Genomic DNA, 18,805 nt, shown 5'->3' with positions numbered 1-18,805 from the left:
GATCACACCTCTATTTTTGACATTACTGTATGATGGTATACAATCATATCGTCTGTCAATCAATACTTGTTTACTTCGCCCTGTGCTGGTATCCGACGAGCATGGAAAACGCCCCTCTCAGCAAGATCGACAAGCCCCCCGCAACCCTGCGAGATATGGTTCAGGAGCGCATGCGCGAAGCGATCATCGACGGTCACTTCAAGCCCGGTGAGCGGCTGATCGAACGGGTCATGTGCGAGCAGCTTGGCGTCAGCCGCACCGTGATTCGAGAAACGATTCGCTATCTGGAAGCGGAAGGGCTGGTGGAATACTTGCCCCATAAAGGTCCGATCATAGCCCGGATGAGTTGGAACGAAGCGCGTCAGATCTATGATATCCGACGCATGCTCGAAACGGCGGCCGCCACGACCTGCGCCTCCAACATGACGCCACAGCTTGCCGGACAGCTGCAGGCGACACTGGCGGAACTGAAACAAAGCTACGGTGAAAAATCTCCCGGCACATTGTTCAGGGCAACCGCGCGTTTCTACCAGGTCATTTTCGAAGGCGCCGGGCACAGCGTCGCCTGGGAAATCGTGCAGCGGCTCAATGGGCGTATCTCGCGGCTGCGGATGATGACCCTGTCGAGTTCCGACCGCAAACAACCCGGGCAAGCGCATATGAAGGCGATCTGCGACGCTATCGTCAGCGGTGAGCCGGAAGCCGCCCGCCACGCAGTCAACCGCCATTTGGACGACGTAACCACGATCGCCGAACACCTGCTTGCAGCCGAAGACCTGGAGAAGTGACATCGATGGCAAAAGCCTATTGGATCGCCAATGTCACGGTGACCGATCCCGAAAGATACGCGAGCTACCAGGCCCTCGCCGTGAAAGCCTTCAGCAAATACGGGGCGCGTTTCCTGGTTCGCAGCGGTCTTGCAGAAACACTCGAAGGAACCGCGTGGGAGCGTCACGTGGTGATCGAGTTCGACAGCAGGGAACAAGCCAACGCCTGTTACAACTCTCCTGAATACAGCGCCGCGAGGGATGCCCGAAGAGACGCCTGCATCGCCGATATAGCCATCATTGACGGGATGTGATCCGGTCCGAGCCTGCCACTGCGTCATTTCGATGTTTCTTTGAATATGGTAGATCGGAATGCCTGCCATATTGTCTATCAATATGAATGTCTGCTCGCGATTTGGCGGGTAGACCAGCATATTGTGGAAGCGCAAGAGTTCGTAACATAGGTAGTCATATGACGATTTCCTCCTCGGCCAAGGGACAGCGTTTGCGTGTTCCACGCCCCACCAGCCTTCGGGATCATGTCCAGGAGACGCTGCGCAGCTCGATTCTCAACGGAGAGTTTCAATTGGGAGAACATCTCGTCGAGCGGGAACTTTGCGAGGCGATGGGGGTAAGCCGGCCTCTTTTGCGTGAGGCGCTTGTTCATCTCGAGGCGCGTGGCCTGATCGATCGGATTCCCGCTCGTGGTTTCGTGGTCGCGCAGCCATCCATCGATCGCGTTGCCGCGCTTTACGAGCTTCGCAGTGCCTTGGAAGGGCTTGCGGCACAGTTCTTTGCGGAACGCGGCACCGAGGCAGATATCGCATCGTTGAAAGCCCGGTTCGGCGAACTTTACGCGCTCATCGACAAGCCGGAATTAAGCAGTGTCCGGGCCGCCACATCCGCCTTTTACGCTATCCTCATGGATCGATGCGGCAACCCGGAAATCCGAACGGTGCTCGAGCCGGTTCTCGACCGCATCGCCTTCCTGCGCACGCAGTCGATGACACGACCGGGGCGGCTTGGTCAGAGCGTGGCGGAAATCGGAAAGATCGTCGAGGCAATCAAGGCACGCGATGTTGATGCAGCGCGTATCGCCAGTGAGACACATATTGCCGCTGCTGCTGAATCCGCGCTGATACGCCTTCGCGATTTTCCGCAGGACTGACCGGATATATCGAGGCCCACGCCTGAGCCTGTCAGACCCTACACCAAGTCGCATCCGTCTTCTTGCTTGCATTTCGACAGATTGTATGACAATAATACCGTCACACAATAATGAGGCCGTAAATGCTTGATGCCCGATGGGATCAGACCGCATACGATCTTCATGGCTCCGCGAATGCACCATCGCTTGTGCTGATTCATGGGCTTGGACTTCATCGGGGGCTGTGGCGAAGATTTTTGCCTGCATTATCGGCGCGCTATCATGTCCTGACCTACGATCTTTACGGGCACGGCAAGAGCGGTGCCTCACCTACAACTACCTCGCTCGACCTTTATTCAGAGCAATTGCATGGGCTGATGAGCCACGCCGGGATTTCGTCGGCCACGATAGCAGGCTTTTCACTTGGAGGGATGATCAACCGCCGTTTCGCGATGGCATATCCCGAGATGACGGATGCGCTGATCATCATGAATTCGCCACATACACGCGATCCGGATTTGCAGCGCAAGGTCGAAGCACAAGCCAAGCAAAGCGCTGATGGTGGACCTGCGGCGACCATAGACGCGGCGCTTTCACGCTGGTTCACGGAGGAATTCCGGAATAGCAGCCCCGAATCAATGGAAAAGATCAGGGAATGGGTTCTTTCCTGTAATGCCGACAGCTATGCGCAGGCCCGCCGGGTTCTGGCATTTGGCATCAGGGAACTGATCGCACCGCAGCCAACCCTGGACACGCCGACGCTGATAATCACCTCTGAACACGACATCGGCAGCACGCCGGCAATGGCCAGGGTCATGAAATCGGAAATGCCGAATTCCCGGTTACACGTGGTTCCTGGGCTCAAGCATCTCGGGCTCGTGGAAAAGCCCGATCTTTTCATATCCCCGATACTGGACTTCCTTCGCGGCCAAACAAACCCGACGGAAATTCAACCAGATGAGGAAGTGTCCAATGACGGCTGAAACGGAACAGGAAACACCGATCCTACTGGGTTTTGCCTTGCGAACAGTCGGCCTCGGGCTTTTCTCATATATGGCCTACGCGACCCTGTTCGGACCCTACAAGACGACGGTGGTTCATCTCGCGATCTTCGCGGGCGCCACCTTGTTCATCGCATTTCTTGCCCGCTCGAGATCCCGGAAACCCTTGTTGCGGAATGGTCAATGGGGGCTGGATATCCTTGCCGCGGCAATAGCCGTTACCAGCATGGTCTATCTGGTCATCGAATATGAACGGCTTCTGAACCTCTGGGGCGCAAACTATCTTACTCCACTGGATGTCTGGATGGGTCTTGCGATGGTTGCTGTCGCCCTAGAGGCAGCCCGTCGCAATCGGTGGTTCTGGCCCTGCTCGGACTGGCAAGCGTTGCCTATATGCTCTGGGGCAATCATCTACCGGGTGTATTTTCGCACGCCGGAATGGATATCCAGCGCTTCACCTATCTCGTGTCCTATACCAATGAGGGATTGTTCGGCACCGGCCTGCAGGTCGCCGCCACCTATCTCTTCATGTTCATGCTGTTCGGGGCAACCCTGCAGGCCACGAAAACCGGCGATTTCATCATCAATCTCGCGAATGCCGCACTCGGACGGCAAACCGGCGGCGCGGCAAAGGGCGCCATGGCTGCCAGTGCCGGGCTTGGCACCATGGTGGGCAGTTCCGTCGGGAATGTCGTTGCCACCGGCACCTTTACCATTCCGCTCATGATCAAGACCGGATTCCGCCGCCATGTCGCCGCCGCGATCGAGACCAACACCTCGGAAGGCGCCCAACTGGTTCCACCGATCATGGGGGCGGCCGCCTTCATCATGGCGCAGATCACCGGTATCTCTTATGCGACCATCGCCATGGCCGCGATATTGCCGGCGATCCTGTATTACCTCTCCCTGTACTGGGTAATCCATATCGAAGCCCTGAAGGAAGGGCTGCATGGCATGCCGGAAAGCGAAATTCCTTCAGCCCGTCAGGCAATGCGCGACGGCTGGCATCTGCTTATCGCCCCGGCATTGCTGTTCTGGCTACTGATCGTGGAGAGTTTCACGCCTGCCTATGCCAGCCTCATTTCCCTGGCTGTGGCTCTGGTCGCAGGCATGGCTCGTGCGTCGACACGCATATCCTTGACGGAATTACTGAACCAGTTCGACATAGGTATCCGTCAGGCGGCCGGGATTACCGCACTCATCGTTTCAATCGGCATATTGCAGGCGGGGATTGTCTCCACGGGGCTGGGCCCTCGCCTAACCGAAATCATTCTGGCCGTGAGTGACGGCTCACTGCTTGTCACAGCATTCCTGGCGGTCATTGCCGCGACTCTTCTGGGCATGGGCATGCCCACGCCCATCGCTTACCTGCTACTGGCGATGTTCGCCGCACCGGCCCTGATCACCGCGGGCGCGCCGAAGCTCGGAGCGCATCTGTTCCTGTTCTACTTCGCGATCAAATCCGGCTCGACTCCTCCGGTCGCGCTGGTCGCGGTTGTTGCCGCTGGTATCGCGAATGCGAACTGGTGGAAAACGGCCGTCACCGCTTTCGTGCATTCCCTGCCGGGCTTCATCGTGGCCTTCATGTTCCTGTATTCCGACGCACTTTTGTTGCAGGGCAACGCGGTTCAGATCGCGATGGCAGCAGTCACGGCGGGCGTTGGAGTTTTTGCAATGGCGGCTGGCATCCAGGGCTGGTGCGGTGACTGGATCGGTTGGCCAGAGCGGGCGGCACTGGTGGCCGCTGCGATTGCGTTGATCGATTCCGGTTCCATAACGGATCTCGCCGGTCTTGCTGCCGTCGGAGCTATCTTGACCCTTCGGCTCGCCCGCAAAACCCCCAGAAAGCATGCTTAGCAAGCTGAAAATCCAACAGAGGAGAAACTCATGAAACTCGTGACATCACTGGCAACGGTCTTGACCGGCATCACCTTTCTGTCAAGCCCCGCATTCGCGCAAGACCAGGTCTCGATCGGATCGAGCTCATCCGGTTCAGGCCCCTACGTAAACGGGGCATTGATGGCCGATGTCGCCAACAAGGCACAGAGTGATTACAGGTTTTCGGTTCAGACAACCGGTGGCTACAAGGATAATCTCGGCCTTGTCCTGAACGATGATGTCGATATTGGCCTCAATACCCTGATCGATCTGAGCTTCGCCTATCAGCAAAAAGGCGATTTTGCCGACGTTCCGATCAAGGAGCAGTTCAAGGATCTGCGCATGCTCTTCACCTTCGGCATCGTTCCGGAGAATTTCTTTGTCCGTGACGACAGCGGCATCACATCAATTGACGGTATCAAGGGCCAGTCCTTCAATATCAACGTTCCCGCGAGCTTCACCCATGGCCTCAATGTCGAGCTCCTCAAGGCCGCCGGGATCTCCATGACCGACTTTCTGCCCGGAAATGTCCCGACGGGCCAGGTATTCGACGAGATTCAGAACGGGATCTTTGTTGGCGGTAGTCATGTATTCCAGCTTGGGCTTGGAAATGCGCAAAGGCTTTCTGCAACCACGCCCATCAGGTATCTAGATATCCCGAAATCTGTCATCGACGCTATGAACGAGGCCTATGACGGACTTCTGGTACCATTCGAGATCCCCGCCGGAACATACAAAGGGCAAGACGAGGTGGTCCAGACATTCGGGTTGGCACAGGTCGTGTTTGCCGATGCGAATGCCGATGAAGAGATGATCTACGGCTTCACGAAGAACTTCTGGGAAAATCTCGAAGCACTGCAGGAACAGAACTCGAGCTTCGCGGGAATCACGCCCGAGTTGGGAGCCAAGGACTACGGGGTTCCCATGCACCCAGGAGCCGAACGCTATTTCGAGGAAGCGGGCCTTCGTTGATCCGTTGCTCAACGAAATTCACGGCTTCGCAAATAGCGTGTTTGAAGCCATCCGGTGACCTTTCGCATGGTACTGCGGAAGATAATCATTTCGTCGGGTTTGAGGACATCAATATCTAACCTCTTCGCTCTTTGCTTTAGCGAACCTTGAAGCGACTAAGCCGAAATGGGGCAAACCTCTGGCGCACCCGTCTTCGCTCTGCTTCTCACCTGTTTCGGTGCCGGACCGGCGGCGTTGGTTTTGGCCACATTCGCAATATTGACTGACCGCTCCAAGCGCGGTGCGCTGCACCTGCGCGTCCTTCATCATTCGGCCCGGGCGGCATGCTTCGCCCGCGCCTCACAGATTGCACGGTGATGTACATCCGCCCAGGCAATGAGCCCCTTCATCGGCACAAGGAAAGAGCGGCCGAGATCTGTCAATTCGTATTCGACGCGCGGCGGCACTTCCGGGTAAAGCGTGCGCCAGATGAACCCGTCCTCCTCCAAGCGCTTCAACGTCTTGGAGAGCATCTGCTTGGAGATGTCGCCGATCGCGCGGTTGATCGCGCTAAACCGCATGGTGCCGTGCTCCAGCACTTGCAGGATCAACAAGCTCCATTGATCGCCGATCCGGTCGAGAACATCACGGATCGGACAGGGCTGTTCAAAGACGAAGGGAATCGGGATGAGGTTGTCTTGCTCCACTCTGAGCACTCCTTGCTTTGGTGGCCGGGAGGTCAGCACAGGCTGACCTGATCACCGCAAGATGACGTCTTGCGAGATGTGTTCGGTACGATAAATGACAGACAAGGTCTAGAACATAGACTTGATCTCGAATCTGAACGGAAGGATAGAACAATGGCAAGAATTGCTCTCATCGGGGCCTCTGGCAATGCCGGTTCGCGCATTCTCAAGGAACTGTCGGACCGTGGCCATGAGGTGACCGCCATCGCCCGCAGCCCCGAAAAAATCGCCGAGTTGCCGGGCGTTACCCCTGTCGCCGGCGATGCACAGGACGGGGCAGCGCTGGCCGAGTTGCTCCGGGGGCATGACGCCGTGGTCAGTTCGCTGCGCTTCACCGGCACCGATTTTTCGATCATCGTCAATGCACTGCGCGAGACCGGTATCATGCGCTATCTGGTGGTCGGTGGCGCCGCCAGCCTAGAGGTCGCCCCCGGTCAGCGCCTGCTCGACCAGCCCGATTTCCCCGAAGCCTATAAGGAAGAGGCCAGCCATGGCACCGCCACGCTGGACTACCTGCGCAGGCTCGACGATCTGGAATGGACCTTCCTGTCGCCCTCCGCGATGTTCGTGCCCGGCGAGCGCACCAGCAAATTCCGGCTCGGCAAGGACGAATTGCTGACGGGCGAGAACGGGTCGAGCATCTCCTTCGAGGATTATGCCATCGCCATGGTGGACGAAATCGATAACCCCAAACATATCCGCCAACGTTTCACCGTCGGCTACTGAGCCTGACCCGGCGGCGGTCCAGCCGTCGCCCCGCTCCCATAAGCACGAGCCCTCCATGCCCGACACAATCCGCCTGATCTATCTTTTCGATCCGCTCTGCGGCTGGTGCTACGGCGCATCGCCGACGATTGAACAGCTCAAGCAGCAGGACGGCATCGTCGCCACCGCCCTGCCCTCCGGCCTGTTCGCCGGTGCCGGTGCGTTCCCGATGGATGCCGGTTTTGCCGCCCATGCATGGGAAGCCGATCAGCGCATCGCCGAACTCACCGGCCAGGTATTCAGCGAAGACTATCGCCGGAATATTCTGGAAAGCGGCGCAGGCAATGTCGATTCCGGCCCTGCGACCCTGGCGCTGAGCGCTGTGCATCTGACAGCGCCCGACCGGGAGCTCGACGCCCTGAAAGCCATCCAGCGCGCCCGCTACCTCGAAGGGCGTGACAATGGCGACGCGCCTGTGATCGCCGCTCTTCTGGCCGAGTTGGGGCTCGACATCCCCGCCAAGCGCTTTGCCGCGCCGGATGAGGAGTTGCTGGCATTCAACCAAAGTCGGATCGAGGCGGCGCAGTCCGAGATGCGCCGCTTTGGCGCGCATGACCGAACAGACCTATGACCGCTGGCGCAAGCAGTCTGGCGGTATAGGAAGCGACCAACTGAAAGAACTCAAGCGGCTTCAGATGGAAAATGAACGGCTCAGAAAGGCCGTGTCGGATCTGGCGCTGGACAAGCTGATCCTGAGGAAATGAGGCATGGATTGCCACTGCTCCCAATGGCATGGCTGAACGGCAGATCATGCATCTGGCTCCAGCCGGAATATCGTGATCATGTCTGGTCCTATTACTTCGTTCTTGGCCGCACCGATGATGCCGAGATGTTCCGAACAGTAAACATCCTGGATGAACACGGCCCAGAATGCCTGACGATCAGAGGCAGGCGCAAGTGGAGCTAGAATGACGTGATCAATGCGTTGAGCGACCTGTTCATCATGCGCGGCGTGCCGGGGTTCATTCGCTCCGACAATGGTCCCGAGTTCGTGGCCCCGGCTGTTCAGGACTGGATCAGGGCCGTCGGTGCCAGAACGGCCGATATCGAGCCCGGCTCACCTTGGGAGAACGGCTATTGCGAGAGCTTCAATGCCTGGTTCAGGGATGAGCTGCTCGACGGCGAGATCTTTTACAGCCTGCGAGAAGCACAAATCCTGATCGAACAATGGAGGAAGCACTACAACACGGAACGACCGCAAAGTGCTCTGGGCTATCGCCCGCCGGCACCGGAAACCATCGTCTCGATAGATCGGACCAATCGGATGGGGCGGGTCAACAGCATAAGGCACAGAACTTCTCGGCAAGCGTCGTGCTTGAATATGGCTATGATGCTGGTTCTCAGACAAATCAGCGCCCAGCAGCATTCTCATCAACAATAAATCCCATTCGGTGGGATCACAACTTCAACGGTAGTGAAGGCGGGAGGAGTGGAGCCCCTTCAATGACACTTGTTGTCAGCATGACTTAATGACTCCGTAAACGATATTTCTATTGTTGCCAAAATACACATCCGACTTCGCGCTTCCATGCGTTGCACTTGCCGTGATGATATTTGACATGTCGATCTCCGTGCGCAGTAACAACGCCCAGTTCATGAAAGCCTCCATATAGCCGTCGACCATAATATCGCGTGCAAAATTGGCGAAGAGAAAGACGCCGTTTGGTTTCAGCATGTTCAGGCAGTGCTGGGTGAGTTTCACCGCGACCTTGTCAGGAAGATAATCGTATAAACCAGCCGCATAAATGAAATCGAACTTTCCAAACCCGTGGGCATTTCTCAGGAGACTGCGAACGGAGCCCTCTACGGCCTCGACACAAGTTGCCTTGAAGTCCCGATCAATTGACTCAACACTCAGTGGATCCTGATCGAGTGCAATCCAGCGCCTGATCTTTTTATCTCGAAGAGCGTTAGACCGGCTGGCCTCCCGCAGATGGCCCGCTGCGATCGTCAGGATTTCCGTATCTTTCCCCCGAGTAGATGCAATTTCATCGATATATCGGGTCAATAGATCGCGCCGTTCTCGTACCGCTATCGACGACGAGGCGTCCTTTGTGTAGGCGTAAATCTTTCGTCCAATCGAAGAAGCTTTTTGAACTTCCGACCTGACATTGGGATGCTCATAGATGAAATCGAGCAAATGCGCATCACCTGAATAGCCGCGAGGCTTCGTGAAAGACCAGTTCGTGAACGGATCTTGAAGAAAGAACTCGGCAACCGGATGTTCTTGCGCTATCGGGATCAAATTTTTCCACGTGTCATAATCCAGACTCGAACGAAGTTCGTGAAGCCGTCTTGAAGTGTCCCCGACTATGTCGTCAACATTCATCGACGATCGGAATTTTTTTTCCGCATCGTCAAGTGTTTCGTCGAGTATTTCCTGCGCCTTGACTATCTCGGGTGCAGAAGACGCAATACCCCCTTTGGTAAGTTCGTTTGAAATTAATAATGGAGTTATAAGGCTTTGATTGTCGAGCGTTACGTTCCTCATTTCTAGTCTCCTTGCATTAAGAGCATATAGCCTGGTTGTTTCGGAGTTTCCGATCTGGCTTCTTGCGTGCTCTATATCATATGGCTCGGTCGATCTGAGTGGTGACCTGCCGTCAACATGAGGCGATACATATGGCGCCAAACCTATTGCCTTGGTGTATGGCTTCTTTCATAAACCAGTTTCCAATTCCTTTTCGATTCACCGATGCAACCAGAAGGGCGCTAAAATTTCGTTGTCATGCTGTTCCTCCAGCAAATGCGCGCTATTTTGAATGGTTGCCCAGCACCTTGAGGTTATTTTACCCATCATGGAAAAATGGTATCATGGACAACCAAATAGGCAAGAAAGCATATCCCGTGTGGCTGAAAATCGCTCAAGTCCCTCGGGAATCGAGTGGTGGATGTCATTTGATCGAGAAACGTGTCATCAGCCACTCCCATGATGCCATTCGGCCAGGTGTCGAAATTAACATGAACTAAGCGTTCTCAGCAGATCTTCGAATGTAACCTGCTGCTTTCCATGAGATTCCGTATCCGGATGCGAGCCGTTCCCGGGCATTTGCTTGCGTATATTGCTTGGGCTATACCCGAATTGCTGCGTGAAGGCGCGGCTGAAATTTGCGGCAGATTCAAAGCCTACCGCCATTCCGACCTCGGATATTTTTCGGGTATCGGACGGGTCTGCCAATATGGCACGGGCGGCGAGCAACTTTCGTTGGCGAATATAATTCGCAACACCACCAGATGCTTCAAACAGTTCATAGAGTCGCGTCCGTGAGATCGCCAGTTCCCGACTGAGCGCCTCCGGGGTCAGATCGGGCGATGCGATATTGTTCGAAATGAAGCGTCTTGCTCGTGCCATCAGCCCGGTTTGCAAAGTCGTGCTGTTGCTATCGTCGCGATCCACCAGGGGCACAACCGTGTCGTATATCATTGCCCGCAAGCGATCTCTGATGCAGGGCAGTTCATCTTGCGTAAGATAAGCCAACTGAGTTTCGATGCTCGATAGATAATCGATGAACAACCTGGCTCGATGACCGCTGATGGCGACATTATCGCTTGCGGATGGCAGTCCGCCGTGATCGGAGAACAGGTCGATCGGAACGATCAGGCTGACGGACTCTGCCGCCAGGGTTCGCCCGCTGAACGGGCGGGCAAGCGAACGAACCTCAATCATGCCGGGTTCGTTCTGAACCACACATCCTTCGACGCCTGTCCAGCTACGGCCAGTGCGAAGGAAGGTGATCGACCAGTGATCGATCGGACTGAAGCGCACCATGTCCGGTGAACGGTCATAGCTGAAAGCTGGGGTGAGTTGCTGCACAATGATCGCACCGCGCAAGTCCCATACGGTTTGTCGAACGGCAAATCCGTCTTCGGAACGGGTATCATCCGGCAAGCGTGTTTGCCATATTGCCGCCATGTGATCCTGCCATGCGAGAAACTGCTGACAGGGGGGCAAGTCTCTCGTATCGAAGCGAAGAGGTGTCAGGCCGGGGTTTTTGACGGTATCATCACCCAAAGGGGCGCGCGACACTCGTGGCCACCGCCGACGTTCCGCGAATGCGGGTTCAGAAGGGGGCTGGTTGTGTTCATTGGGCATGGCTGGAACCTCCCGCCACCACTCGAAATGCGGGGACATCGTCTTTGACAGCGGTCACGCTGGTCGTCGCATAGCCGTCTCTCCCTGCCTTCTTGACATTGTAGAGCGCCATGTCGGCCCGGGCCAAGACATCAATGTCCGCCCAGATGTTGTTGGCAGCACGTGCCGCAATGCCGATACTTGCCGATATTGTGACAGACAGATCTGCATGCCGCAATGGGGAGCATCGGAGACGAATGATGAGCCGGCGCGCCAGTTCCGTTGCCTCCGCTTCTCCCGCAAGAGGCATGAGCAACGCGAATTCATCGCCCCCGGTCCGTGCCAGAATGTCGTCATTGCGTATGGTGGTAGATGCCACCCTGGCGAAATGCATGAGAGCAAGGTCGCCTAGCTTGTGGCCATATTTGTCATTCCATTGCTTGAAGTGATCGATGTCGATCATCATGACCGAATAGGGCATTCCGTCATGCAGGAATCTTTCCTCGGACTGGGCCAACTGCCCCATGAAATGCCGGCGATTGGGGAGATCGGTCAACTCGTCCGTTTCCGCGACCTTGACGATGTCGCCATGCAAGCGATTGACCGCCATCACGATAAAGCCGAAATGCCAGATGATGCCGCCGTAGATCACGCAAACCAGCGCATAGCTTTCTACGGCAAAGTAAAGATCCTGATCGTACCGGCCCGACCATGCCGCAAGGTTCAGAGCTGTCTCGATCGCATGACCTCCGATGCCAAGAAGAATGGCGATCATGGCTATCTGGCCGCCGAAGCCAATGCGACGCTGTCTGAACAGGAAGATCGCCGTCAATGCCATAGGCACGGACTGGCCCACGGCATAAACAACATTTCTGCCCTGCCAGATCGTGTGAAAAATCGCCATGAAGAAAAAACTTGCAAGTGAAATGATTAGTGCATTCTTCCAGCCGGATTTTTCGTCGTAAAAATACCGTATACCAATCCACAAAAGGCAGAATGAATAAATAATGATAGTGTTTCCAATTGTGGCTGGCCAGAATGCTCCCTCATTTCCCTGAAGCGATAAAATCGCTCCGCCGATGCAAGACAGGATGACCGAGGCAAGCCAAATCCTGGAAGGCGTGAAGTTGCTGTAAGTCGCGACGACACCAGTCCAAATTACGCAAACAGTTAAGGAATTCAGGATTATAACTATGTAGAGTGTAAGAAAGTCAAGTTGCAGCATGGTCATCGCCTTTCAGCGTCAACAATGATTCTCTACTTATAAACACCCATGCGGGATCGAAAATCCATAGTTTCTTTTGGAAATGGACGCTTTGAAAAGTTTCCGGATTCCCTGATATCGCCATGCAGGGTTAATGAGAGTTATCAACCTTCAATAGAATTAATATTCGCAAGAAGACCCGCGTTTTCAGGTGTCGTTTTGATTTGATCGCCGCCGCATATAAGGCGGCGGGTGGTAATAGGGCGCTTCTTTACAGCTTGGAGGTCCTTATGAGCATGGCATTTCCGCCTTCGAACCCCAGATCGGTCGGTAAATCAAAGCGTCGCATTCTCGTGGCGGGAGGGGCGGGTTTTCTTGGAACTCATCTTTGCATGCGCCTCTTGTGCGAGGGGCATTTCGTGATTTGCGTGGACAATTTCACCACCGGGCAGATGAAAAATCTGCGGTATTTACTGCAATTCGATACCTTCAGCTTCGTTCGCCACGATGTGACCGAGCCGCTTGATCTGCCCGTTGACGAAATTTACAATCTTGCTTGCCCCGCCTCGCCGCCGCATTATCAGGCCGATCCGGTCCATACGCTGAAGACCAGCATGTTTGGCTCGCTCAATCTGCTGGAACTCGCGGTACGCTATCAGGCACGTATTTTCCAGGCCTCCACTTCGGAGGTTTATGGCGATCCCCTGATGCATCCACAGGCCGAGACCTATTGGGGCAATGTAAATCCGTTCGGACCGCGCTCCTGCTATGACGAGGGCAAGAGAGCTGCCGAGACGCTCTTTCACGATTTCCACAACCAATACGGCACGGATATTCGTATCGCGCGCATCTTCAACACTTATGGTCCCCGCATGCGGCCGGATGATGGCCGGGTCGTGTCCAATTTCGTCGTCCAGGCTCTCAGGAACGAAGATATCACCGTTTACGGCGACGGATCACAGACCCGCTCCTTCTGTTATGTGGATGACCTGATCGAAGGTTTCCATCGGCTCATGTACAGCCCGCATGTCATTCATGCCCCGGTCAACATGGGCAATCCGAATGAATTCACGGTGCGTGAGCTGGCTGAACGAGTCATGGATATAACCGGTTCGTCCTCGCGGATCGTCCATCGGCCATTGCCTGTGGATGATCCGCGGCAGCGCAGACCCGACATCACTGTGGCCAAGCGCGAACTCGGATGGGAGCCAAGGGTCGTGCTCGATGATGGGCTGAAGGCAACCATCGCCTTTTTCGAGCGTCAGCTCATGAAGCCGGCGGAGGAACTCGCAGAGGTCGCATAGGTCGTGGTCGAACGGCTCTGTTCGGGCAGCCGTTGACGCCATTCGAAGGTTCCAGACAGCCCGAACGGGAAAATTGACGCGAGTTCCGTGCATTCGGGAATGTGCGGTGGATTCGCGCACAACAGGGAAGCTATCTACCATGATCGGAAATGCAGTCATTGTCACTGGAGGCGCCGGCTTTATCGGCAGCCATACTGCCAAGCTGCTTGCCGGGCGGGGGTTCCAACCTGTCGTGTATGACAATCTTTCAACCGGACATCGGGCGGCTGTTCGTTGGGGCGACCTCATCGAGGGTGACATTCTCGATACGCCCAAGCTGATCGATGCGCTTGAAGAATATCGCCCGGTTGCGGTCGTTCACTTCGCTGCATCCGCGTATGTCGGTGAATCCGTGAAAGAGCCGGGGAAATATTATCGCAACAATGTCGAGGGGACGCTGTCCTTGCTGGACGCCTGCCGCATGGCAGGGATCCCCAGGGTCATCTTCTCGTCGAGCTGCGCCACCTACGGCATCCCAGATCATCTTCCTGTCCGCGAGCAGGATGCGCAATGTCCCATTAACCCCTATGGCCGTACGAAACTGATCGCCGAGCAGATGCTGGCCGATTATTGGGCGGCGTATGATCTCCGTTACGTCTCGCTAAGGTATTTCAACGCATGCGGCGCCGATCTCGATGGAGAATTGGGCGAAACACATGACCCGGAAACGCATCTCATTCCACGAGCCTTGATGGCCGCGGCAGGCACCATCCATTCGCTTGAGATCTATGGCGGCGATTATGACACGCCGGATGGGACCTGCATTCGCGACTACATACATGTTGTCGATCTGGCACGCGCCCATGTGCTGGCGGTTGAATGGCTTGCCGGTGGCGGCAGCAACTTGTCTGTCAATCTCGGCACAGGTCATGGCACATCGGTGAGGGAAATTCTCCGGGCGATCGGCCGCCTGACAGGCCGCGCTGTTCCTTTCGTGATGCGGGATCGCCGTGAGGGCGATCCCCCCGTGCTCTATGCCGATCCCGCGCTTGCGGCAAAAACGCTGGGCTTCGAAACGGCCTGTTCCGACCTCGACACGATCATTCGCACCGCAGCCCCGTTTTTCGGACTGGAGCCGCGGACATGAAACTGCCTCGAATGACAAGCAGGAGAACCCGGGATGCTTCCCTCATGTCGCCGGTCTTTGCCGGATCGCGGCGGCTGGAATATCTGCTTGGGGCCGGAGCGTGGGCCGCTGCCCTGATCTATTTCTGGTCCTGGTGGATTGAACCGGCCAATCACGTGCAATTGACCGGCTCCGTCGTGATTACGGTGGTGTTGGCCTGGGTTACCTTGCTGCCGATATATTTCATCGTGATCTTCTTCCGGGCACGCCGTCCGGATGGGCCGCTCAAACTACCTGCGAATAGCCGTGTCGCGATGGTCGTGACGAAGGCTCCGTCCGAACCTTTCGAGGTTGTGGCCGAGACGCTGCGGGCCATGCTCGCGCAGGATGTGCCCCATGACACATGGCTTGCCGATGAGGATCCGTCGCTGGACACGCTCGCGTGGTGCCGGGAGAACGGCGTATTTGTTTCCACGCGCAGGGGAAGGCCCGATTATCACCTCAGGACCTGGCCGCGCCGGACGCGCTGCAAGGAAGGCAATCTGGCCTTCTTCTACGACCATTACGGTTACGAGCGTTACGACTATGTGGTGCAGCTCGATGCGGATCATGTGCCGGACCCGGGCTACCTGTTCCAGATGCTGCGGCCGTTTGCCGATCCCGCGGTAGGCTACGTTTCCGCACCCAGCATTTGTGATCGCAATGCGGCAGCAAGCTGGTCAGCGCGTGGACGCCTTTATGCGGAAGCCAGCATGCACGGTGCTCTGCAGGCCGGTTATAACAATGGGCTGGCTCCGCTGTGTATCGGTTCGCATTATGCCGCCCGCACGGCGGCACTGAAACAGATCGGCGGCCTTGGTCCCGAACTGGCGGAAGATCATTCCACCACGCTGATGATGAATGCGGGCGGGTGGCGTGGGGCGCACGCGCTCGATGCAATTGCTCACGGCGACGGGCCATGCAGTTTCTCTGATCTCGTAACGCAGGAATTCCAGTGGTCCCGCAGCCTGGTGACGATCCTGCTGCAATATACGCCCAGGCTGATCGGCAAACTGCCTTTGCGGTTGAAGTTCCAGTTCCTGTTCTCGCAGCTCTGGTATCCGCTGTTCTCCCTGTTCATGGCGCTGATGTTCGCCCTGCCCATTATCGCGCTGACGAGTGGCGAGAATTTCGTTGCCGTCACCTATCCCGATTTCCTCGAGCATTTTCTGCCGCAGGCCATCCTGCTGATCCTGCTGGCCTATCGCTGGCGGGCCAGCGGCACATTCCGGCCGCATGACGCGAAGATACTCAGTTTCGAAATGACGTTGTTCCTGTTCGCGCGCTGGCCTTGGGCGCTCGCGGGAGCTCTGGCTGCGCTACGCGACCGGCTGACAGGTTCCTTCGTGGATTTCCGTGTCACCCCAAAGGGCGCGTCCGACGTGGATCCGCTGCCGGGGCGGGTCCTGGCCCCTTACGGTGTTCTGGCAATCATCTCTGCCTTGCCGGTTCTGCTCGTTGCGGATGCCAGCATCAACAGCCGAGGCTTCTACGTTTTCGCTATTGCCAACGCCCTCATTTATACGCTGCTCCTGTTCGTCATTGTTATTCAGCATGCCCGCGAGAACGCGGTTCGTTGCCGATCATGGCTTTATCGCCCCGCGCTTGCAGTCAGCCTGCTTGTTCTGGCCATCCTGCCGGGATTCGCGGTGTTCGAGCGGGGCCGTGACGGTGTCGAGGCGCTTTCCTGGGGGGCCGAGAGCTTTTCGCTTTTCGATTATCGCTATTCGGTGGCCGGTGCGGGAGTCGGAGGGCGGGACCTTTACAGAACCGTTTTCCATCCGCGCTGGCGAGCGAACCCCGCCAGTCAATCCAACCAGTAACAAAAAGGGAGTAGATGCATGAAGATCGCAGTTATTGGAACCGGCTATGTCGGATTGGTCAGCGGAACCTGTTTTGCCTCCTGGGGACATGACGTCTTTTGTGTCGACAAGGATATACAGAAGATCCGCAGCCTGGAGCGCGGTGTCGTGCCGATATATGAACCCGGCCTGGATGAGTTGATCGAGCGTAACTCCGCGATCGGCCGCCTGAACTTCACATGCAATCTGACCGAAGCCCTGAAAGGGGCCGCGATCGTGTTTATCGCTGTTGGCACCCCGCCACGGGCCGAACACGGGGACGCGGATCTGTCATTTGTATTCGCGGCCATTCGCGAGATCGCGCCACTGATAGAGGATGATACCGTTGTGGTGGTGAAATCCACCGTCCCGGTCGGGACGGGCGATGTCGTGCAGAAAATAATCGACTCGGCCCGCAAGGCCGGATCGTTTTCGGTGGCCTCCAACCCCGAATTTCTACGCGAAGGCTCGGCAATTCGCGACTTTCGGGAACCGGATCGGGTCGTCATCGGTGCCGAGGATGAACGCTCGCGCAGGGTGCTGACTCAACTTTACACTCCACCACTCGCGGCAAGCAATACGCCCATCGTCGTGACCCGGCGGCGCACTTCGGAACTCATCAAATATGCCGCGAATGCGTTTCTGGCGACCAAGATCACCTTCATCAACGAATTGGCCGATGTCTGTGAACAGGTGGGCTGTGATGTGGGCGAACTGGCGTTGGGGATTGGTCTTGATAAGCGCATCGGAACAAGTTTCCTCAACGCCGGCCCGGGCTATGGAGGATCCTGCTTCCCGAAGGACACGATGGCGCTGTTGAGAACCGCCCAGGATTATGGCGTCGCGTTGCGGATCGTCGAGGAAACGGTAAGCGCCAACGAGGCGCGAAAGCGTCGCATGGCGCTGAAAGTGACGGACGCCCTGAACGGGGATGTGGACGGCCGGACGATAGCGGTTCTCGGCCTGACCTTCAAACCCGATACGGATGATATGCGCGACGCGCCTTCCCTGCCGCTTATTGAGACATTGCAGCGGTTCGGTGCCCGTATTCGTGCCTATGACCCGGTCGGCAACGAAAATGCCAGGCAGCTCATGCCGGATGTCAAGTTCCATGACGATGCTTATGAATGCGCGCGCGATGCCGACGCCGTCGTCATCATGACCGATTGGGACAATATTCGCGAGCTTGACCTGACGCGTCTCAAGCGGGTCATGCGCCGCGCTGTTCTTATCGATCTCAGAAACGCCTTTGAACCCGGCCTTGCAGAAAAAATCGGTTTCCGCGTGTCGGCCATTGGCCGTGCGGCGGTGGGCCGGAGCGAGATCGATGCCATGAGAGAAATGCCAAATATGCGGCGGCAGATCCGTCACGATCAATTGGGGCGGTCTGCTTATCTTGAACCGATGGGAGGCTTCAATGAACATCTCTGAAACTCGACTGGTTCGCGTCTTGCTTCGGCCTCGCATGTTGATGCCGATCGTTTTGATCGCTGCCGGCTGTGCCGAACCGTCTTCCACCAATCCGCCACGCGATACCGCAAAATATCCCACGGCACGGTTCATGACCGTTGCTGAAATCCAGGACATCTACAAGGACAAGAGCTGGCAGTGGGATAATGGCGTCGGATATATGAAGGGGTCGCCGCAACTATTCAGCGCATGGAGCGAAGATGAGGCCGGGAAAACCTGGGCCGAAGGCCGCTGGCTCGCCACCAATTCCAGCCGCATGTGCTTTGACGCAACGTGGCATGTGCGGGACGGCACATTTCCCGACAGGACCTGCTTTTCGCATCGGGTTCACGAAGGCACCGTCTATCAAAAGCGTGAACCCGATGGCGAATGGTATATTTTCCGTCATGCTCCACCCCGCGCGGAAGACGAAGCCAGCAAACTGATCCCCGATGACCTGGTATCCGAGGAGCTTGAGGGCGTGAAAGCCGCACTCGCCTCGGCTCGGTCATCCGAACAACGAGGAAGGTAAGATC

General features: G+C 56.5%; 17 protein-coding genes and 1 pseudogene. 14 read left to right on the top strand and 4 right to left on the bottom strand.

Features of this window, described 5'->3' with window-relative positions:
* Positions 1 to 101 precede the first annotated feature (101 nt).
* The 6 genes from A7A09_RS00160 to A7A09_RS00135 all read left to right on the top strand — a co-directional run bounded on the left by A7A09_RS00160 (position 102) and on the right by A7A09_RS00135 (position 5,765).
* The gene (locus A7A09_RS00160) at positions 102 to 788 is read left to right on the top strand and encodes a GntR family transcriptional regulator (RefSeq protein ID WP_106689263.1); all 687 of its coding nucleotides are present in this window, start codon (positions 102 to 104) and stop codon (positions 786 to 788) included.
* Between the two features lie 5 nt (positions 789 to 793).
* Positions 794 to 1,081 (top strand): DUF1330 domain-containing protein, encoded by a 288-nt coding sequence (locus A7A09_RS00155; protein WP_106689262.1) that lies wholly within the window; start codon positions 794 to 796, stop codon positions 1,079 to 1,081.
* An 86-nt stretch (positions 1,082 to 1,167) separates the two neighbouring features.
* On the top strand, positions 1,168 to 1,935 hold the full coding sequence (locus A7A09_RS00150) for a GntR family transcriptional regulator (protein WP_106689261.1): 768 nt from the start codon (positions 1,168 to 1,170) through the stop codon (positions 1,933 to 1,935).
* A gap of 122 nt (positions 1,936 to 2,057) precedes the next feature.
* On the top strand, positions 2,058 to 2,897 hold the full coding sequence (locus A7A09_RS00145; protein WP_106689260.1) for an alpha/beta fold hydrolase: 840 nt from the start codon (positions 2,058 to 2,060) through the stop codon (positions 2,895 to 2,897).
* 372 nt (positions 2,898 to 3,269) lie between these two features.
* A complete protein-coding gene (locus A7A09_RS00140) occupies positions 3,270 to 4,772 on the top strand; it encodes a TRAP transporter permease (RefSeq protein ID WP_106689259.1) in 1,503 nt (500 codons plus the stop codon).
* Positions 4,773 to 4,802: 30 nt separating this feature from the next.
* Positions 4,803 to 5,765: a TAXI family TRAP transporter solute-binding subunit gene (locus tag A7A09_RS00135; protein WP_106689258.1), complete on the top strand. Its 963-nt coding sequence runs from the start codon at positions 4,803 to 4,805 to the stop codon at positions 5,763 to 5,765.
* Positions 5,766 to 6,070: 305 nt separating this feature from the next.
* Here the strand turns inward: A7A09_RS00135 and A7A09_RS00130 are convergent, their stop codons facing one another.
* Entirely contained in the window at positions 6,071 to 6,451 is a 381-nt protein-coding gene (locus tag A7A09_RS00130) for a winged helix-turn-helix transcriptional regulator (RefSeq protein WP_106689257.1), read from the bottom strand.
* A gap of 153 nt (positions 6,452 to 6,604) precedes the next feature.
* Here A7A09_RS00130 and A7A09_RS00125 point away from each other — a divergent pair, with 153 nt between their 5' ends.
* The 3 genes and pseudogenes from A7A09_RS00125 to A7A09_RS00115 all read left to right on the top strand — a co-directional run.
* Positions 6,605 to 7,216, top strand: a complete 612-nt coding sequence (locus tag A7A09_RS00125; protein WP_106689256.1) for an NAD(P)-dependent oxidoreductase — start codon at positions 6,605 to 6,607, stop codon at positions 7,214 to 7,216.
* A gap of 55 nt (positions 7,217 to 7,271) precedes the next feature.
* On the top strand, positions 7,272 to 7,826 hold the full coding sequence (locus A7A09_RS00120) for a DsbA family protein (protein WP_106689255.1): 555 nt from the start codon (positions 7,272 to 7,274) through the stop codon (positions 7,824 to 7,826).
* Positions 7,807 to 8,636 (top strand): annotated as a pseudogene (locus A7A09_RS00115) (integrase core domain-containing protein); the annotation flags it as partial. The gene A7A09_RS00120 and the pseudogene A7A09_RS00115, both read left to right, overlap by 20 nt.
* A gap of 75 nt (positions 8,637 to 8,711) precedes the next feature.
* Here A7A09_RS00115 and A7A09_RS00110 read toward each other — a convergent pair.
* From A7A09_RS00110 to A7A09_RS00100, 3 genes are all read right to left on the bottom strand, one after another.
* Entirely contained in the window at positions 8,712 to 9,746 is a 1,035-nt protein-coding gene (locus A7A09_RS00110; protein WP_106689254.1) for a class I SAM-dependent methyltransferase, read from the bottom strand.
* 465 nt (positions 9,747 to 10,211) lie between these two features.
* Positions 10,212 to 11,282 carry a helix-turn-helix domain-containing protein gene (locus A7A09_RS00105; RefSeq protein ID WP_211340997.1) on the bottom strand — a complete coding sequence of 357 codons (1,071 nt, stop codon included), beginning with the start codon at positions 11,280 to 11,282 and terminating at the stop codon, positions 10,212 to 10,214.
* A 55-nt stretch (positions 11,283 to 11,337) separates the two neighbouring features.
* Positions 11,338 to 12,552, bottom strand: coding sequence for a GGDEF domain-containing protein (locus tag A7A09_RS00100; RefSeq protein WP_106689996.1), 1,215 nt, complete (start codon positions 12,550 to 12,552; stop codon positions 11,338 to 11,340).
* 269 nt (positions 12,553 to 12,821) lie between these two features.
* Between A7A09_RS00100 and A7A09_RS00095 the strand changes: the two genes are divergently transcribed.
* The 5 genes from A7A09_RS00095 to A7A09_RS00075 all read left to right on the top strand — a co-directional run bounded on the left by A7A09_RS00095 (position 12,822) and on the right by A7A09_RS00075 (position 18,801).
* Positions 12,822 to 13,835 (top strand): UDP-glucuronic acid decarboxylase family protein, encoded by a 1,014-nt coding sequence (locus A7A09_RS00095; RefSeq protein WP_106689252.1) that lies wholly within the window; start codon positions 12,822 to 12,824, stop codon positions 13,833 to 13,835.
* A gap of 142 nt (positions 13,836 to 13,977) precedes the next feature.
* Positions 13,978 to 14,961, top strand: coding sequence for a UDP-glucose 4-epimerase GalE (gene galE / locus A7A09_RS00090; protein ID WP_211341015.1), 984 nt, complete (start codon positions 13,978 to 13,980; stop codon positions 14,959 to 14,961).
* Positions 14,962 to 15,116: 155 nt separating this feature from the next.
* Positions 15,117 to 16,802: a glycosyltransferase family 2 protein gene (locus tag A7A09_RS00085; RefSeq protein ID WP_211340996.1), complete on the top strand. Its 1,686-nt coding sequence runs from the start codon at positions 15,117 to 15,119 to the stop codon at positions 16,800 to 16,802.
* Between the two features lie 18 nt (positions 16,803 to 16,820).
* Complete coding sequence (locus tag A7A09_RS00080; protein WP_106689249.1) at positions 16,821 to 18,251, top strand: UDP-glucose dehydrogenase family protein; 1,431 nt, start codon at positions 16,821 to 16,823, stop codon at positions 18,249 to 18,251.
* Entirely contained in the window at positions 18,238 to 18,801 is a 564-nt protein-coding gene (locus tag A7A09_RS00075; RefSeq protein ID WP_106689248.1) for a DUF995 domain-containing protein, read from the top strand. The genes A7A09_RS00080 and A7A09_RS00075 overlap by 14 nt, the downstream gene beginning before the upstream one ends.
* Positions 18,802 to 18,805: the final 4 nt, after the last annotated feature.

This window comes from Paracoccus methylarcula (genome assembly GCF_003007735.2).
Lineage (GTDB): Bacteria > Pseudomonadota > Alphaproteobacteria > Rhodobacterales > Rhodobacteraceae > Paracoccus > Paracoccus methylarcula.
The sequence above is the reverse complement of the archived record's forward strand: the minus strand, read 5'-3'. Positions and strand labels throughout refer to the sequence as shown.

What these genes read in the sequence shown, in the direction of transcription:
- A7A09_RS00160 (WP_106689263.1), top strand. Translation starts at nt 102, where the DNA reads ATGGAAAACGCCCCTCTCAGCAAGATCGACAAGCCCCCCGCAACCCTG.
- A7A09_RS00155 (WP_106689262.1), top strand. Translation starts at nt 794, where the DNA reads ATGGCAAAAGCCTATTGGATCGCCAATGTCACGGTGACCGATCCCGAA.
- A7A09_RS00150 (WP_106689261.1), top strand. Translation starts at nt 1,168, where the DNA reads ATGTCTGCTCGCGATTTGGCGGGTAGACCAGCATATTGTGGAAGCGCA.
- A7A09_RS00145 (WP_106689260.1), top strand. Translation starts at nt 2,058, where the DNA reads ATGCTTGATGCCCGATGGGATCAGACCGCATACGATCTTCATGGCTCC.
- A7A09_RS00135 (WP_106689258.1), top strand. Translation starts at nt 4,803, where the DNA reads ATGAAACTCGTGACATCACTGGCAACGGTCTTGACCGGCATCACCTTT.
- A7A09_RS00125 (WP_106689256.1), top strand. Translation starts at nt 6,605, where the DNA reads ATGGCAAGAATTGCTCTCATCGGGGCCTCTGGCAATGCCGGTTCGCGC.
- A7A09_RS00120 (WP_106689255.1), top strand. Translation starts at nt 7,272, where the DNA reads ATGCCCGACACAATCCGCCTGATCTATCTTTTCGATCCGCTCTGCGGC.
- A7A09_RS00110 (WP_106689254.1), bottom strand. Translation starts at nt 9,746, where the DNA reads ATGAGGAACGTAACGCTCGACAATCAAAGCCTTATAACTCCATTATTA.
- A7A09_RS00100 (WP_106689996.1), bottom strand. Translation starts at nt 12,552, where the DNA reads ATGCTGCAACTTGACTTTCTTACACTCTACATAGTTATAATCCTGAAT.
- A7A09_RS00095 (WP_106689252.1), top strand. Translation starts at nt 12,822, where the DNA reads ATGAGCATGGCATTTCCGCCTTCGAACCCCAGATCGGTCGGTAAATCA.
- A7A09_RS00080 (WP_106689249.1), top strand. Translation starts at nt 16,821, where the DNA reads ATGAAGATCGCAGTTATTGGAACCGGCTATGTCGGATTGGTCAGCGGA.
- A7A09_RS00075 (WP_106689248.1), top strand. Translation starts at nt 18,238, where the DNA reads ATGAACATCTCTGAAACTCGACTGGTTCGCGTCTTGCTTCGGCCTCGC.